Here is a 14909-nt window from a genome sequence, read left to right on the forward strand (position 1 = left end):
CTCGTCAGTAGGCGATGCGGATGTCCTGGAAACCCAGGTCGGACGCGGGTGCGGCGCCGTCCTCCCGGTCGAACAGCAGGCGGTGGATGCGCTGGGCGGCATTCTGGAAGGCCACGCCCCCCAGGCTGTGCAGGCCGAACTGGTCGCTGCCGATCTCCGCCCGCACCCGCCCCGGATGGGGTGAGAGCAGCAGGATGCGGTTACCCACCACCAGCGCTTCCTCGATGGAATGGGTGACGAACAGCAGGGTGAAGCGCACTTCCTCCCAGAGCTGCAGCAGCTCCTCCTGCATCTTGCGTCGGGTCAGGGCGTCCAGCGCGGCGAAGGGCTCGTCCATCAGCAGGATCTTCGGCTGCATCGCCAGCGCCCGGGCGATGGCCACCCGCGCCTTCATGCCGCCGGACAGCGTGTGCGGATAGGCCTCGGCGAATCCGGCCAGGCCGACCTTGTCCAGATAGTGCAGCGCACGCTCCTCGGCCTCCTGGCGTTTGGCGGTGCGCGATGCCAGCAGCGGGAACATGACGTTCTCCTTCACCGTCTTCCAGGGCGGCAACTGGTCGAACTCCTGGAACACCACGATCCGGTCGGGACCGGGCTCGCGCACCAGTTCGCCGTCCAGGCGTATCGCTCCGGCGCGCGGGGCGATGAAGCCGGCCACCGCCTTGAGCAGGGTCGACTTGCCGCAGCCCGAAGGCCCGAGCAGGACGAAGCGATCCGCCGGATCCACTTCGAAACTCACTTCATGGGTCGCCCGCACCACCCGTTGCGGCGTGCGGTATTCGAGGTTCACCGACTCCACCTGCAGCAGCGGCCGCAGGTGGGTGAGCGTGCTGGCCGTGCGGCCTTGCAGCGGGGCATTCATCACTTCAGCTTCCTTGCAGCGGGTGCGCTTCGTCCTGGAAGAAGTAGTCCTGCCAGGAGGCCGGCTTGTTCTTGATGGCGCCGACGCGGTGCAGGAACTCAGCCAAGGGGTAGGTATTGGTGGGGTTCACGCTGAACTGGATCTGTTCGTTGCCGATCACCTTCAGCAGGTCCTCGCGGCTGACCTTGGCGCCGGTCACGCGGATATAGGTATCGGCGGCCGCGCCCTTGTCCTTCTGGGCGAAATCGGCGGCCTCGGCCAGAGCGGCGACGAAGGCCTTGTAGGTCTTGGGGTTCTCCTGGCGGAATTTCTCGGTGGTGTAGAGCACGGTGGGCGAGTTCGGGCCGAGCAGCTCGTAGGTGTCGAGCACCACGTGCACGTCGGGGTTCTCCAGGGCCTGGTTCTGGAACGGCGGGTTGGAGAAGTGCCCGGTCAGCTCGGTGCCGCCGGCCTTCAACGCGGCGGTGGCGTCGGGGTGCGGCAGGGCCACTGTGTACTTGTCCAGGCGGTCATAGGCCTTGTCGCCCCATTGCTTGGCGGCGGCGTACTGGAGGAAGCGCGACTGCACCGAAACGCCCACGGCGGGCACGGCGATGCGGTCCTTGTCGCCGAGGTCGGCGATGGTCCTGACCTTGGGATTGTTGCTCACCAGGTAGTAGGGGAAGTTGCCCAGGGACGCCACGCCCTTGACGTTCTGCCGGCCGTGGGTGCGGTCCCAGATGGTCAGCAGCGGGCCGATGCCGGCGCCGGCGATGTCGATGGAACCGGCCAGCAGCGCGTCGTTCACCGCGGCACCGCCGGACAGCTGGGTCCAGTCCACCTTGATGTCGAGGCCCTCGGCCTTGCCGTGCTTCTCGATCAGTTGCTGGTCGCGCACCACGTTGAGCAGCAGGTAGACCACTCCGAATTGTTCGGCGATGCGGATCTCGCCTTCGGCCTGGGCCACGGAGGGGGTAGCGAGCCCCGCCGTCAACAGGCTGAGACCGAAGCCCAGGGTGCCGGCCAGTCGGCCGAAGCGCGGAATGAAAGGAAAGCGTTTGCCTAGAGACATATCGGGCTCCATGGAAAAGGGATCGCGGGAAAGGGTCAGCGGATCAGAACGGGGCGTCGCCCTGGATGGTCGTGCGGTGCATGCGCCGGCGCAGGTGGTTGGGGCAGCCGGTGGCCAGGTGGATCAGGGCGCGGTTGTCCCAGAACACCAGGTCGTGGGGTTGCCACTGGTGGCGATAGATGAATTCGGGACGGGCACTGTGGGCAAACAGCTCGGCGAGGATCTGCCGGCTTTCGTCCTCGGGAATACCGAGGATGTGGGTGGTGAAGTTCTCGTTGACGAACAGGCCCTTGCGGCCCGTTTCCGGGTGCGTGCGCACCACCGGGTGCACCACGGCCTTGACCTCGGCGAGCTGGGCCGCCGTGAGCTGCGGCCGCTGGATGCCCTCGAACACCTCGTCGGCGTAGCGCGCCGTGTAGGAGTGGGAGGCGCGCTTGCCCTCGATGGCGTGGCGCAGGGGCACCGGCAAGGTGTCGTAGACCAGGTGCTGGTTGGCGAACAGGGTATCGCCGCCCTCCTCCGGCAGCTCCTGGGCGAGCAGCATTGAGCCCAGGCTCGGCAACTCCTTGTACGACAGGTCCGAGTGCCAGAACTTGCCGGCATCGCCCAGGCCGACGGGGCGGCCGTTCTCGACGATATTGGAAATGATGAAGATCTCGGGGTGCCCTGCCAGCAGGAACTGCTTGAGCACATGGATCTGCAGGGGGCCGAAGCGGCGGCTGAAGGCGATCTGTTGCTCGGGGGTGATGCGCTGGTCGCGGAACACCAGCACGTGATGGTCCAGATGGGCGCGGTGGATGCGGCCGAAGTCCGCATCGTCCAGGGGCCGGGACAGGTCCAGGCCGATCACCTCGGCACCCAGGGCGGCGCCGGCGAAGGGACGAATCTCAAAACGCTGCGGTTGCGCCGCAGAAAGGGCTTGTGCCACGGACATGGCGACTCTCCATGCAATAACTGCGCGCTCATGGCGCGCATCGGTCAAGAACCGCGGGGTGTCCGCGAAGGTTCATCGAGCGGCGCGCCGATTGGTCGGCAGGTACGCATGGAGAAACAGTATAGAAATAAGAAAATTAATTTAAATATCTTTTAGGAATATGCATATCGCGCCCCAACGCACCGTTCGCACCGGAAAGCCGGGGCATGGCCTTGCATGGATGGGCTGGCCCGACCAAGGCGGGTTAAAGCACAGCCTGCCGGCTGGTTGATGGGTTTCGTTCCTCAACCCATCCTACGGGCGGCCCCAAGCGTTGTGCCGTGCGCATAAAAAGATCAAAATTGAATAAATAAATGAATATTAAGTATTTATTGTTCTAATTCGGAGCGACTAGGCTAGCGCCGTACCCCATGACTCCAAAGGAGCAACGCAAATGGACCGCACCGACAACGTCATCGACATCGCCCGCTACCGCACGCGCCGCCAGGCCCGCCGCATGGCCGAGCTGATGTGGCTGATGTACGCCTCGCGCGCGGGCTATGGCGCGTTCCAGGTTCTGCAGCAAGGTCGGGACAGCGGCATTCGAGAGGCTTGAAACCATGGGGCAGTCCGTTTCTGCCGGCGCCCTTGACCAGGTGTTGATCGCGGCCACAGGTGCCGTGGACGACCCCATAGGCCAACGAGTCGCCAGCAATCTCCTGCGCCTGCGCAGCAAGCGCAACCTCTCGCTGGATGGCCTGTCGCGAGTATCCGGCGTGAGCCGGGCAATGCTGGCGCAGATCGAGTCGGGACGCAGCGTTCCCTCCATCAAGGTGCTGTGCAAGATCGCCCAGGGCCTGAAGGTTTCGGTGGCCGCCTTCCTCGACGACCGCGCGTTCGACGGTGTCGCGGTGCTGCCGGCGCGCCAGAGCAAACGCCTGGTGAGCAGCGACGGCAGCTTCGTCAGCCGCGCGCTGTTCCCCTTCGATTGTTCGCGCCAGGTGGAGTTCTACGAACTGCGCCTGGGGGCACTGGCCAGCGAGGATTCCCCCGCTCACGCGCCCGGCACCCAGGAGAACCTGGTGGTGGCCCAGGGCGTGCTGGAGATCAGGGTCAACGACGAGCGCTTCCTGCTGGCCACGGGCGACTCGATCCTGTTCTACGCCGACCAGCCCCACACCTACCGCAACCCCTCGGACAGCGAAGCGGTGGCCTACCTGGTCACCACCTATGCCGAGCGGCTCGACTGAGTCGGCACGCCCAACTGGTGGACAGAAAAGCGCTGTCCACCCTACGGGGCTGGATGGTGGGAGCATCTCCTTGTAGGGGCGAATTCATTCGCCAAGGGCGGCGAAGCTGCCCCCTGCGGCGCCCGAATGGCAGACCTGCGGCCTGCTTGGCGAATGAATTCGCCCCCACAGGTAAAGCAGACCCGAATGAATCCCACCTTCCCTCTCCCGGAGGGAGAGGGGTGACTTGCGCCGGCGAGTCCATAGTCATTCTGAAACCAGAGTCTCAGGGTGGAAATCGCGAAGCGATTTCCACCAAAGGCGCCCGGAATGGAGGCACAAAAAAAGCCCGGCGGGTTTCCCGGCCGGGCTTTTTCGCATCCTGCCGATCAGCAGGTGCAGCACATCACGGGCATGCCGTTGCAGCTCATCATCATGGGCATGCCGCACTCCATCATCTTCATCATCAGGGCGCAGCAGCTCTTGAACATCTCCATGTTCATGCCCTGCATCGGCATCATCCTGCACATCATGGCGTCGCCTTCCATGGTGCACTCCATCATGCACTTCATGGACGGCGTGGGCATGCCCATCCCCATCATCGGCATCATGTTCATCATGCCCATCATCGGCATCATGGCCATGCCGGACTGGGACATGCACATCATCGACATGTTGCCGCAGTGCATCATCATCGGCATGCCGCAGTTCATCATCATCGCCATCATTTCGGCGCTGTTGCGGAACATCGCCATGTCCATGCCCATCGCCGGCATCATCTTGCACAGCATGCCGTCGGCCTGCATTTCACACTGCATGGTGGCCATCATCATCGGCATGCCCATCATCGGCATCATGGTGTTGGCGGTCATCGGCATCTGCATGGCATTCATCATGTTGGCGCTCCTTCAAAGGATGGAATGAGTAATCGGAATGGCGCCAATTCTAGGAAAGCGCGGATGCCGGACAAGATGGCGGGCCAGCGTCGGCGAACGGCGCCGGGCCGCTGATTTTTCGCGAGCCGCGAACGGATTCGATGCGGTAACGATGGATCAGCGGCTATAGCGATCAGCCAATCGGCCACAACGCCGAAACCGGCGAAATGGATATGCGATCAGACACTTAGCAAATAACCCTAGTGAATAAAGAATCTAAGCCCGGGCCATTTTTTCGAGCAGCGATGCCTGGGCTGCGAGCCGCTGCAGGAACACTTCCCTGCGCTCGCGATCCTGCTGCTCCTTGGCCAGCAGCTCAGGGAGCATATCCCGCGCCCGCTTGGCATCCAGGATAAAGACACCGTCGTCATCGCCCACCGCCAGGTCGCCTGGATAAACCCAGGTGCCGGAAACCTGGATCGGATGGTTGATCTCACCTTCCAGCCCGTTCCCGCGCGTGGTGCAAGCGCTGATCCCTCGGCAGAACACCGGCAGTCCGTGCTCGCGCAAGGCGGCGGAATCCGTGACGCTGCCGGAGACCACGACGCCGGCGAGCCCCTTGATTCTCCCCGCCAGTGTGCGCAACTCCCCCCAGCACGCGCAGTCATCGCCCAGGCACTCGATGACCAGCACGTCCCCCGGTTCGCTCAGCAGCAGCGCCTCGCGCAGGATGCCGCCATCGGGTGGGAAGACTTTCACGGTCACCACGTTGCCGACCATGCGCAGTCCGCCGAACAGCGGCCTTATTCCGCGCAGGTAGCCGACATCCGTCAGGTGGCCGATGGTCGATGAAGCGACGGCCCGGTAGTGGTCGAGCAGTTCCTCGCCCAGGGCTTGTCGCCGTGTTGCGATCCGATGGTTCATCGGCATTTCCTCCAGGATCATTGCGGCAGTTCCCGGGCCAGGGCGATCCACCCTGGCCCGCGCCAGTCGAGGGTTCAGGCCCTGCCGGCGAGCCGCTGGAAGGGGTTGACCACTTCGCCCTTGCCGAACGGCATGCTGCCCGGCCCCCCTGCGCGCTCGATCATCGGCCGCAGCAGCAGCTTCTGCGGCCAGCGCTGGGCTTCGAACAGCTGGCGCCGGATCATCGCCCGCGCTTCGTCGTCGAAGCCGATGGTCTCGATCAGCTCCTCCAGCACGTCGCGCAAGGCGCTCCACAGGGTCGTCACCGACAGCGCGTAGACCTGCGCCAGGGTGTCGATGATCGCCCGCACGTTGACCTGGATCGCCAGGGTCTGCAGCCAGAACAGCAGGTCCTCGGCGCGCTGGTGATAGAGGGTGTTGGCGTGGCCTTTCTTGATCCGGTATTGCGGGTCGGCCATGCCATTGCGTTCCAGCCAGGGCACGAAGAGGCGCAGCGAGTCGTGGTCGCGCAGCAGCAGGCCCTGGGCCTGGCCGGCTTTCCAGACCAGCACCGCATTCTGCCCGTGCACCTCGCCCAGCATGCCGAGGCGGAACATGCGCAGGTTGACGTCGAAGAAGCGCTGGCACAGCTCACGGAACAGGGTCAGTACCGAGGCATGGTTGGCCGGCAGCCCACGGTACTGCATCCAGTCGTCGAAGAAATGGCGCTTGCTGCCAGGCAATGGCGTGCCCAGTACGGCCATCGGCAACAGCCGGCAATCGGGATCGTCGAGCAAGGCCTGCGGATAACCACGGACCATCGCCGACAGGTGCCGCGGGGCCTCGTCGAACAAGGTCGCCTGGGGCGGCATGAAGGCCCACCACTTACTCTCGTCACACAGGTGCAGGCTTCGCTCCAGTACCGGGTCGAGACGGCGCACCTGATGCAACAGCGCTTCGCTCAGACCGCCGTTGATCATCTTCACCGCCGGAAGATAGCGGGACGCACCCAGGGAATGGATGGCCATGGGCAGCTTGAGGTAATCGGCGCTAGCGAAACTCGGTGTCATGGAACGCAGCGACGAGGTGGCGAACACAGTGGCCTCCTTGAACTCCAGGCGCTGGCAGTCGCCACGGGCGAAGGCCTCGCCCAACTGCACCTGCAACACATGTTCGAACTGCCAGGGGTGAACCGGCAAGGCCACATGGCTGTGGGCGATGCCGCGCTCTTCCAGTTCCCGGGCCAGGCGTGCCTGCAGCGGTTCGGGCAGCAGGTAACACGCCGGATAGACCTGCTCCAGATCCGCCACGCCGTCGCCGCACAGCAGCAGGGCCTTGTTCACCGCCACCCAGTTCAGCGCCACCGGCCGGGCGAACTCGGCCTGGTACTGCTGGTACTCGCCCTGAAGCAGCCCCTGCTTGGCCTTGGCCAGCGGGTGGTAGGGACGATCACGCAGCGAGGCCCACTGCTCCATGGTGCGGAAGAAGGTCGCGCCATCCAGGCTCATCAGCCCCTGGTGGTCGACCCGGTGCTCCAGGGACAGGGCGGTTTGCCAGACGCTGATGTGCAGCACTTCGAGAAACAGCGTCTGGCCTTTTTCGTTGTCCTGAAACCGCGCAGCCATGCCGGTGAACACCCGCTTCATGAAGTCCACCGGGGACAACAGGGTCCAGCGCTCGTCCTGGCGGGCCAGCACCGGCGTGCCCGGCACCTTCTCCCATTGCTGGGTAATGCCCGGACGCAGGGCAATGTTGATGAAACGCTGCTCCCGGGCGTCGTAGCACCAATCCAGGATGCGCTGTTGCGGGTCGGCCCCGTCGAGGGACGGTGCCTGCGGATGGGCCTGCCGCCATTGCGCGCCGTCCACCAGGGGCAAGCTGTCGTTGGCAAAGAAATCTTCTGCCAGCAGGCAGTCGATCAGGTCCTGCATCACCATGTCGGCGGCCAGTGAAGTGAAGTTCATCGAATCAGTTTCCTTCTGCAGAAAGGGTGGCCAACCTGGCCTGGAGGGCGCGAAAGGCAATGCCGCGATCGTCGCCCAGGACAAAAGCCTTGACCCCGCGGGCACGCCAGCGGCCAAGGTCACCGCCCTGGCGGGGGATGGCGCAGTACGGCACCCCGGCGGCACACGCGGCCTGCCAGGTATCGAGTAGCGCCTGCTGCACCTCGGGCTGGTCGATCTGCCAGGGCATGCCCAGGGACTGCGACAGATCGGCCGCACCTTCCAGGATCATGTCCAGGCCCGGCACGGCGGCGATCTCGGCCGCGCGCCGGACGCCCTCGGCACTTTCGATCATGGCCACCAGCATGGTCTGTTCGTTGGCTTGGCCCACGTACTGCGCCAGGCTGTCCTTGCCGAAGGCACCGGGGCGCCCGGCGTTGAGGCTGCGCCGGCCCAGCGGGTGGTATTTGCAGGCGGCGATGGCGTTCGCCAATTGCTCGGGGGACTCGATCATCGGCAGGACGATGCCCTGGGCGCCGCCATCGAGCAGGCGCAGCAGGGTTTTCGGGTTGAGGTCGGCCACCCGTACCAGCGGTGTCAGGTCGTAGGCCTCTGCCGTGCGGATCATGTTCTCCACGGTTTCCGGATTGATCAGCACGTGCTCCATATCGATGATCACGAAGTCGAAGGCGGCTTCGGCGATCAGCTCGATGGCCGCCGGCGAGGGAATGGAGCAGATCACCCCGTACGCCGCCTGCCCGGCGCCGAGCTTGCGTTTGAGCTGGTTGATTCTCAGCATGCTTGCGGCCTGTAGGCATACAGCGGGTTCGGCACCGACTTGAAGCGCCGCTCGGCGTCACCCAGCAGGCGGCGCTTGGTCAGCTCTTCGACCTCGTAGCTGGGCGCGAACACATCGAACAGCCCGAAGCGGTCGCGGTGCTGGGGATGGGCATCCTGGTAGCCCAGGATCACCTCGGCGGTCATCTGCCAGAACTGCGCTTCGTCCAGCTGGTAATGCTGGCGCAGGAAGATCGCCATTTCCGCCAGGCAGATGAAGAAGAAGCAGTCGCAGGAGAAGTCGCGGACCGCATTGACGTCATCGGTGAGGATGAAAGAGTTGCGGTTGAGCTTGGCATGGCTGGCCGGCAGCGGCACCAGCTCCGGGCAGAATTCTGGACGCGCCAGGTGCGCCGGCGAGTAGCGCACGCCGTCGTGGAAGTCCTTCAGGGCGATGCGTTGCGGCCAGCCCTGCTTGACGATCAGCACGATGTTCTGGCCGTGGGACTCCATGCCGATGCCTTCGGCGTACAGCATATGGATGATCGGAGGCACCGTGACCTGCAACAACTGGCGGGTCCAGGCCAGCAGGCCGTACCGGCCGATCCACGCGTCGATGAAGGGCCGCTGCTCGCCTGTGCCGTAGCGGTTCTCGACGTGACTGAGACCGTTGAAGGGCACCGCCTGCTCGTCCGCCTTCAGGTACTGGTGAATGCTCTCGCGCCAGATCGCCCCCAGGCTGCCGTAGGCCTGGGACCCACGGGACTCGGGCAGCTGCGGGTAGTCGAAACTGACGCCCGCCACTTCGCCGAGTATCACGAAATCCAGGCTGCGGGCGGTGCTGTCGCTGGCGATCAGCCCCTGCAGCCAGTCGGTGATGATCGGCCCGTTCAACACGGTGTGCCGCGCCAGGATGCGGGTGCTGGAGGTGTTGGTCATGTTCATCGCCAGCTTGACGTAGGGCCGCTCCCTGGCCGTGGCGTTGGCCAGGGTGCGGATCGACTGCTGGGCCTTGTACTGGTCATCCGAGGTGCCGAGGTGGATCAGCTCACCGCTGGCCAGCTCCGGGTAGAAGGTCGGGACGATCTGGTTCTCCCATTGCCAGGGGTGCACCGGCAGCAGCTGATAGTCCTCGATCGACCGGCCCTGGCTGGCGAGCTGCCGGGCCACCTGCTGCCAGCGCTCGGAGCCCAGCTCCTGCTGGATGAAGGCCGGGAAATCCAGGTGCCGGGAATGGTTGACCGCGGCCAGGGACCTGGCCAGCGCCAGCCAGACCACGGCGATGGGCGTGGCGAACTCGGGCCCATAGGCGCGGTTGTCCGTCAGGGAAAAGCCGATGCGCGATTTGTAGCAGGGGTGATAGCTGTGGGCATCCATGAAGTGCTGCTCCAGGGCGTCCACATCCAGCTCGTGGGCCGGGCGTTCTGCCTGGTAACCCTGGCTGCGGGATTGCAGGTCCTTGAGCTGGGTCTGCTCCAGCTCCTGGATGAAACGCCCCAGGTGCGGGCTGTCCTGATAGTCGCCGAGCAGTTCCGCCAGGGCCTGGTGCAGGTCCGGCACGCTGGTTTCACCCTTGCTGCCGACGCGCTCCAGGCTGAGAGGGTCGAGGCGGATCAGCTCGAAGCTGTGGCTGAGCAGCCCTTTGCAGCGGTACTCCACCCGCTGCTGCCGCCCATCGCGGCCGACCACGACAAACAGCTGCTGGCCATGTTCCAGCGGCTGGCTGTGGTAAGGCAGCACGGCCTCATACAGCAGGGTCTGCAACAGCTGGCCGACCACCCGCTGCTGCACTTTTTCATAGACGGGGGCATCGATCGTGGCCAGCCAGGCGGCCGGGCTGAAGGCGTGGGGAGTAGCGTCTGTGGCCTGTAAAGAGGTCGCCATATTCATACCTTGTGGAAGGAAGGGTTAACGGGGTTCGAGGGCGGCAGGCACAGCCGGGGCCGCCTCGTCGGACAGGGGAAAGCGCCAGGCGCAGGGCAATGCCAGCAGGATCAGGATGCCGGTGGCCACGAACACCTCGCCGATGGCCGAGGGCGTGGCGGCCTGTTGCGCCTCCAGCCCGGCCGCGGCCAGGCGGAACTCCAGCCACAGCGAAGCAATGACGATGGCCAGGGCCGACACCAGGCGCCGGGAAATGTTGTTCATCGCCGCCCCCTGGGTGACCATCGGCTCGGGCAAGGCATTGAGCCCCGCAGTGGTCACCGGCATGTAGGAAAGACCCAGGCCGGCACCGCGCACCATCATCAGCACGAACACCAGGCCGATGGCGGCATCGGCCTCGAGCAGCCCCAGGGCCAGGGTCGAGGCGCCCGTCAGCAGCAGCCCCAGCGAGACCACGGTGCGCGGTCCGTGGCGGTCCAGGGCGTTGCCGCCGAAACGGCCGAACAGGCTGGCGAAGGCCGCGGTGCACAGCAGCGCCAGGCCGGTCCAGATGGCGCTATAACCCAGCACCGTCTGCACCAGCAGGGGCAGCAGCACCAGGCACTCGAACATCCCCACCGACTGCACCACGGCGATGATCACGCTCAAGCGATAGCCACGCAGGGCGAAGATGCGCAGGTTGAGCAGCGGCGCTTCCCGGCCCAGTTCCACCCGGACGAAGGCCACCAGGCACAGCAGCGCTACCAGCAGCATCCCCAGGTTGAGCGGATCGGCCAGCCCTTCGGCGTGATGCAGGCGTCCGGTGGCGATCATCAGCAGGCCGACGCCTGCGGCAATCAGCAGGTAGCCGGCCAGGTCGAAGGGCTTGCGCTCGGCCGGCTCCGAGGCCGGCAGCACAGCGAAGCCCATCAGCAGTGCGAGCACCCCGATCGGCACGTTCATCAGGAACAGCGAGCGCCAGCTGAACCACTCCAGCAGCAGGCTGCCGCACAGCGGGCCCACGGCCGGGGCGAGCATCACCGCCGCGCCCCACAGGCCGGTGACCCGGCCCCGCTCGTCCTTGGGATAGACCGAGAAGATGATGGCCAGCGACAGCGGGATCATCAGGCCGCTGGCGATGCCCTGCGCCACCCGCGCGGTTATCACCAGGGCGATGGAGTCGGCCAGCGCCCCCAGCAGCGAGCCGCCGATGAACAGCGCCACGCCCCACAGGTACAGACGCTTGCGCCCGACCCACTGGCTGAGGTAGCTGGTCAGCGGCATGGTCATGCCCATGCTGGTCATGAATGCCGCGACTATCCAGGTGGCCATCAGCGGGCCGATGCCGAAGACGCTCATGAAGGCCGGCAGCGCCGGGTTCAGCGAGCTGTTGCTGAGGCTGACGGTCAGCGTGCCCAGCAGCACGTTGACCACCACCCAGCGGCGTGGCGCCTTTAAGCTCTTCATCACGGTTCGGTTCCCCCGAGCAGCGCGCCATCCCGCACGAAGTGCTGGGGCGGCCTCGGATGGCAGAGGAAATCCGCGTGGGAAATGTTGTAGCCGTAGGCGCCGGCCATGGGCAGCACCAGCAGGTCGCCGATGCCCACGCCCTTGAGCGGCTGGGAGCGGCTCAGTACATCCTTGGGCGTGCACAGCTGGCCGACCACGGTCCAGGCCTGCTCGGGCGACTCCGCGGTCCGCCGGCTGCGCGGCAGGTGGATCAGCGGGTGACTGTGGCCCTGCGCCGCCGGCAGGCGGAACTGATGGGTACCGCCGCGGCACACCAGGAAGTGCTCGCCGTGGCTGCTCTTGGTGTCCAGCACCTCGATCACGTAGTAACCGCAGAAGGCGCTGATGAAGCGGCCCGGCTCGAAACGCAGCAGCGGTGCATCGCGCAGCTCGGCCAGGCGCCGCTCCAGATAAGCGCACAGGCGCTGCCAGTCGAACTGCCGGCCGCCGAGGTAATCCACGCCGATGCCGCCACCGACGTTCAGGTGGGTCAGCTGCGCCGGGTAGGCCGCCAGGGCTCGCCACTGCGGCCAACGCCGCAGATAGAAGTCCAGCAGTTGCTCGTGGCGCTCCACCGAAAGCTGGTGGGACATGGCATGCACATGGAAGCCCTTGAGGCTCAGGTGGCTGGCCCGGTCCACCCGCCGCACCGCCTCGGCCAGCTCCGACTCGTCGATGCCGAACGGCGTGGCGGTACCGGCCATGGCCAGTTTGCTCGACAGCGTCGGCGGCAGCTGCGGGTTGATGCGGATGAATACCGGCTGCACCCGCCCGACGTCGTTGGCCAGGCGTTGCAGGCGGTCGATTTCGTTGAGGCTTTCCAGGTGAATGGCTTCCACCTGGTGGGCCATCGCCACCCGCAGGTCGGAGTCCAGCTTGCCGGGACCGGAGAAGACGTAGGGCTTGCGCGTCGGGCAGGCCACCACCCGCTCGATCTCGCCCCCCGAAGAGATCTCGAAGCCGCTGACCAGCGGCGCCAGGGCCGCCAGCATCGGCGCTTCGCTGTTGGCCTTGATCGCGTAGTACAGCTCGACCCTGGCCGGCAGCGCCGCCATTACCTGGCGTACATGCGCCTGCAAGGCATCCAGGTCGTAGATGAACGCCGCCAGCGGGTCGGCACTGCCGGCGCGGGCTGCGTCGATGGCGGCCAGGACCGCCCCGGGCAACTTAGCCATAGCGGGCCTCCTCGCCCCACGGCGAACACAGGTTGACGTAGCCGGCCTGGCGATCGGCCTTGGCCGCCAGACGGACCTTGAGATTGGTCTTGCAGGCGATTGGCTGGCCGGCGATCAGCGCGTCCAGCTCCGGCGCCGGGCACACCAGCTCGCTGCGGATACTCCGCAACTGCCGCGCCACCCGTTGCCACATCGCCGGCGCCAGGTGCGGGCGTTCCCAGCTCAGGGCCAGCACCGCTTCGGACAGGTTGTTGATCAGCAGGCAGTAGCTGATGCGGCTCCAGCCCTGGGCGCGGGAATAGAGCAGCGACTGGCGGACCCGCGGGTGAAGGCCGATGTCGATCTGCGCCATGCCCAGCTCGTCGGTGAGCTTCACCCCCTCGAAATCCCTGAGCAGCACCTGTTGCGGCCGGCCCTGGTCGTGGATCAGCACGCTGTTCTGCAGGTGCGGTTCCATCACCACGCCATGGTTGAAGAACAGCGCCAGGACCGGGCGCAGCAACAGCGCCTGGTACTGGTCGAACCAGTCCAGCAGCTGCTCGTCTTCGAGCTCGCCACCGTTGCAGCCCTGCAGGAAGTCATGCACCAGGGGCCGGGAATGGATGTCCCGGGCGAACAGGGTGCCGGCCATGACGCTGCGCTCGGCCCCGGTGCGCCGGCAGAAGTTCTCCCGCAGGATCGCCCCGGTCTGCTCGCGGAACCAATGGGCGTCGGCTTCGCTGGCCTGGGGCGGCGCCCAGCTCATGGAGCCCGGCTCGGCCACCGCCGCCAACCCGCCGAGGGTGTCCGGCCGGGTTTGCTGCAAGCGCTGGAACAGCTGGTCGATGATCAGCGTGCTTTCCAGTTCGTACCAGGCGTTCTTGCGCACGCAGTTGGTGATGCGCACATTCAGCGAGCCCTTGATGAAGTAATCGTGGCCCTCGATGTACCAGGTGCGCATCGACGCCGTCGGGCTGGCCAGCGGCCCGGTGGCGCCGTGGTCGACGATCTCCCCCTGTTCCAGCAGGCGCTGGACCCGCCGGTCCTGGATGAACAGTTCCGCCTGCACCGGGTGCATGCAGATCATGGCGTGGCCCGGACGCGCCCGGCGCTGGTCGGCGAAGCCGGCCATGACCTGCTCTTCGCTCAGGCCGTTGGCGGTGACCCGCAGGCCGCGCTGCGGCACTTCGAACAGGTGCAGCGCCGTCTGCGCCTGGAATTCCGGGGCGTAGGTCTCCTGGGCCAGGTGCGCCGGCCACAGGCGCGCCTTGGGCGCCGGATGATTGGGGTGGCCGAACCACAGCCCCTGCTCGCTGGCCAGATAACCGCTCAGCGGCGCCGGGCGCTGGCCATCCATGTTGTGGGCGACTATGGCCGCGGTCAGCAACTGGCTTTGCAGCACCTGGTCCAGCAGTTCGTCATTGCTGGCCCGGGTCATGTGCTCGCAGGCTCCGAGCAGTTGCTCGACGAACTCGGCAAAGGCCAGGCAGCGCCAGGTTTCCCGGCCGCGCCGGGCGTACACGTCGGACAGGTAACGGTGGCTGCCGAGACGGTCACGCCGGTCCACCATGACGAAAAACTGCTGCTGGTTGGGCAGGTTGATCGACAGGGGGATGCCCTTCCACTCGAGCCCTTCCAGATAACAGCCAGGCGCGATGCCGGTCATATCGTCCGGCCATGCATAACGCAGGCAGTTCTCCGGCAGGGCGAATTCCTTTATCAGGCAATTGAGCAAGGCGCGCGTGGTCGCCAATTCGCTCACGACTCTGGATAAAACGGTGCGATCGGGAATATTCATCTTTGCTCCATAACAGCTCGCGGGATTACCTC

13 protein-coding genes are annotated in these 14909 nt (G+C 65.7%); 2 read left to right on the top strand and 11 right to left on the bottom strand.

The features are described from left to right. Positions 1-4: 4 nt before the first annotated feature. From ACFPU0_RS08140 to ACFPU0_RS08150, 3 genes are read right to left on the bottom strand one after another with little or no spacing between them, the layout of a single operon-like run. Positions 5-862, bottom strand: a complete 858-nt coding sequence (locus tag ACFPU0_RS08140; protein ID WP_377692373.1) for an ABC transporter ATP-binding protein — start codon at positions 860-862, stop codon at positions 5-7. Positions 863-866: 4 nt separating this feature from the next. Continuing rightward, positions 867-1913, bottom strand: coding sequence for an ABC transporter substrate-binding protein (locus tag ACFPU0_RS08145; RefSeq protein WP_377692374.1), 1047 nt, complete (start codon positions 1911-1913; stop codon positions 867-869). Positions 1914-1956: 43 nt separating this feature from the next. Beyond that, complete coding sequence (locus ACFPU0_RS08150; protein WP_377692375.1) at positions 1957-2847, bottom strand: TauD/TfdA dioxygenase family protein; 891 nt, start codon at positions 2845-2847, stop codon at positions 1957-1959. Between the two features lie 433 nt (positions 2848-3280). Here ACFPU0_RS08150 and ACFPU0_RS08155 point away from each other — a divergent pair, with 433 nt between their 5' ends. Together ACFPU0_RS08155 and ACFPU0_RS08160 are read left to right on the top strand one after the other, a co-directional pair. Continuing rightward, positions 3281-3442, top strand: coding sequence for a hypothetical protein (locus tag ACFPU0_RS08155; RefSeq protein WP_377692376.1), 162 nt, complete (start codon positions 3281-3283; stop codon positions 3440-3442). 4 nt (positions 3443-3446) lie between these two features. After that, a complete protein-coding gene (locus ACFPU0_RS08160; RefSeq protein ID WP_377692377.1) occupies positions 3447-4076 on the top strand; it encodes a helix-turn-helix domain-containing protein in 630 nt (209 codons plus the stop codon). 368 nt (positions 4077-4444) lie between these two features. Here ACFPU0_RS08160 and ACFPU0_RS08165 read toward each other — a convergent pair whose 3' ends face one another. The 8 genes from ACFPU0_RS08165 to ACFPU0_RS08200 form a co-directional block, all read right to left on the bottom strand. Beyond that, the gene (locus ACFPU0_RS08165; protein WP_377692378.1) at positions 4445-4951 is read right to left on the bottom strand and encodes a hypothetical protein; all 507 of its coding nucleotides are present in this window, start codon (positions 4949-4951) and stop codon (positions 4445-4447) included. Between the two features lie 255 nt (positions 4952-5206). Beyond that, positions 5207-5860, bottom strand: coding sequence for an RraA family protein (locus ACFPU0_RS08170; RefSeq protein ID WP_377692453.1), 654 nt, complete (start codon positions 5858-5860; stop codon positions 5207-5209). 68 nt (positions 5861-5928) lie between these two features. Then, the gene (locus tag ACFPU0_RS08175; RefSeq protein ID WP_377692379.1) at positions 5929-7797 is read right to left on the bottom strand and encodes an IucA/IucC family protein; all 1869 of its coding nucleotides are present in this window, start codon (positions 7795-7797) and stop codon (positions 5929-5931) included. A gap of 4 nt (positions 7798-7801) precedes the next feature. Next, positions 7802-8575, bottom strand: a complete 774-nt coding sequence (locus tag ACFPU0_RS08180) for an HpcH/HpaI aldolase family protein (RefSeq protein WP_377692380.1) — start codon at positions 8573-8575, stop codon at positions 7802-7804. Further along, positions 8569-10437, bottom strand: a complete 1869-nt coding sequence (locus ACFPU0_RS08185) for an IucA/IucC family protein (protein ID WP_377692381.1) — start codon at positions 10435-10437, stop codon at positions 8569-8571. Before ACFPU0_RS08185 ends, ACFPU0_RS08180 begins: the two co-directional genes overlap by 7 nt. A gap of 24 nt (positions 10438-10461) precedes the next feature. Further along, positions 10462-11883 (bottom strand): DHA2 family efflux MFS transporter permease subunit, encoded by a 1422-nt coding sequence (locus ACFPU0_RS08190; RefSeq protein ID WP_377692382.1) that lies wholly within the window; start codon positions 11881-11883, stop codon positions 10462-10464. Next, a complete protein-coding gene (locus ACFPU0_RS08195; RefSeq protein ID WP_377692383.1) occupies positions 11883-13100 on the bottom strand; it encodes a type III PLP-dependent enzyme in 1218 nt (405 codons plus the stop codon). The genes ACFPU0_RS08190 and ACFPU0_RS08195 overlap by 1 nt, the downstream gene beginning before the upstream one ends. Then, positions 13093-14877, bottom strand: a complete 1785-nt coding sequence (locus tag ACFPU0_RS08200) for an IucA/IucC family protein (RefSeq protein WP_377692384.1) — start codon at positions 14875-14877, stop codon at positions 13093-13095. The genes ACFPU0_RS08195 and ACFPU0_RS08200 overlap by 8 nt, the downstream gene beginning before the upstream one ends. Positions 14878-14909: the final 32 nt, after the last annotated feature.

This window comes from Pseudomonas sp. GCM10022186, assembly GCF_042656385.1.
GTDB lineage: Bacteria > Pseudomonadota > Gammaproteobacteria > Pseudomonadales > Pseudomonadaceae > Metapseudomonas.

Coding starts and splice junctions, on each gene's coding strand:
- ACFPU0_RS08140 (WP_377692373.1), bottom strand. CDS start 862: ATGAATGCCCCGCTGCAAGGCCGCACGGCCAGCACGCTCACCCACCTG.
- ACFPU0_RS08145 (WP_377692374.1), bottom strand. CDS start 1,913: ATGTCTCTAGGCAAACGCTTTCCTTTCATTCCGCGCTTCGGCCGACTG.
- ACFPU0_RS08150 (WP_377692375.1), bottom strand. CDS start 2,847: ATGTCCGTGGCACAAGCCCTTTCTGCGGCGCAACCGCAGCGTTTTGAG.
- ACFPU0_RS08155 (WP_377692376.1), top strand. CDS start 3,281: ATGGACCGCACCGACAACGTCATCGACATCGCCCGCTACCGCACGCGC.
- ACFPU0_RS08160 (WP_377692377.1), top strand. CDS start 3,447: ATGGGGCAGTCCGTTTCTGCCGGCGCCCTTGACCAGGTGTTGATCGCG.
- ACFPU0_RS08165 (WP_377692378.1), bottom strand. CDS start 4,951: ATGATGAATGCCATGCAGATGCCGATGACCGCCAACACCATGATGCCG.
- ACFPU0_RS08170 (WP_377692453.1), bottom strand. CDS start 5,860: ATGCCGATGAACCATCGGATCGCAACACGGCGACAAGCCCTGGGCGAG.
- ACFPU0_RS08175 (WP_377692379.1), bottom strand. CDS start 7,797: ATGAACTTCACTTCACTGGCCGCCGACATGGTGATGCAGGACCTGATC.
- ACFPU0_RS08180 (WP_377692380.1), bottom strand. CDS start 8,575: ATGCTGAGAATCAACCAGCTCAAACGCAAGCTCGGCGCCGGGCAGGCG.
- ACFPU0_RS08185 (WP_377692381.1), bottom strand. CDS start 10,437: ATGGCGACCTCTTTACAGGCCACAGACGCTACTCCCCACGCCTTCAGC.
- ACFPU0_RS08190 (WP_377692382.1), bottom strand. CDS start 11,883: ATGAAGAGCTTAAAGGCGCCACGCCGCTGGGTGGTGGTCAACGTGCTG.
- ACFPU0_RS08195 (WP_377692383.1), bottom strand. CDS start 13,100: ATGGCTAAGTTGCCCGGGGCGGTCCTGGCCGCCATCGACGCAGCCCGC.
- ACFPU0_RS08200 (WP_377692384.1), bottom strand. CDS start 14,877: ATGAATATTCCCGATCGCACCGTTTTATCCAGAGTCGTGAGCGAATTG.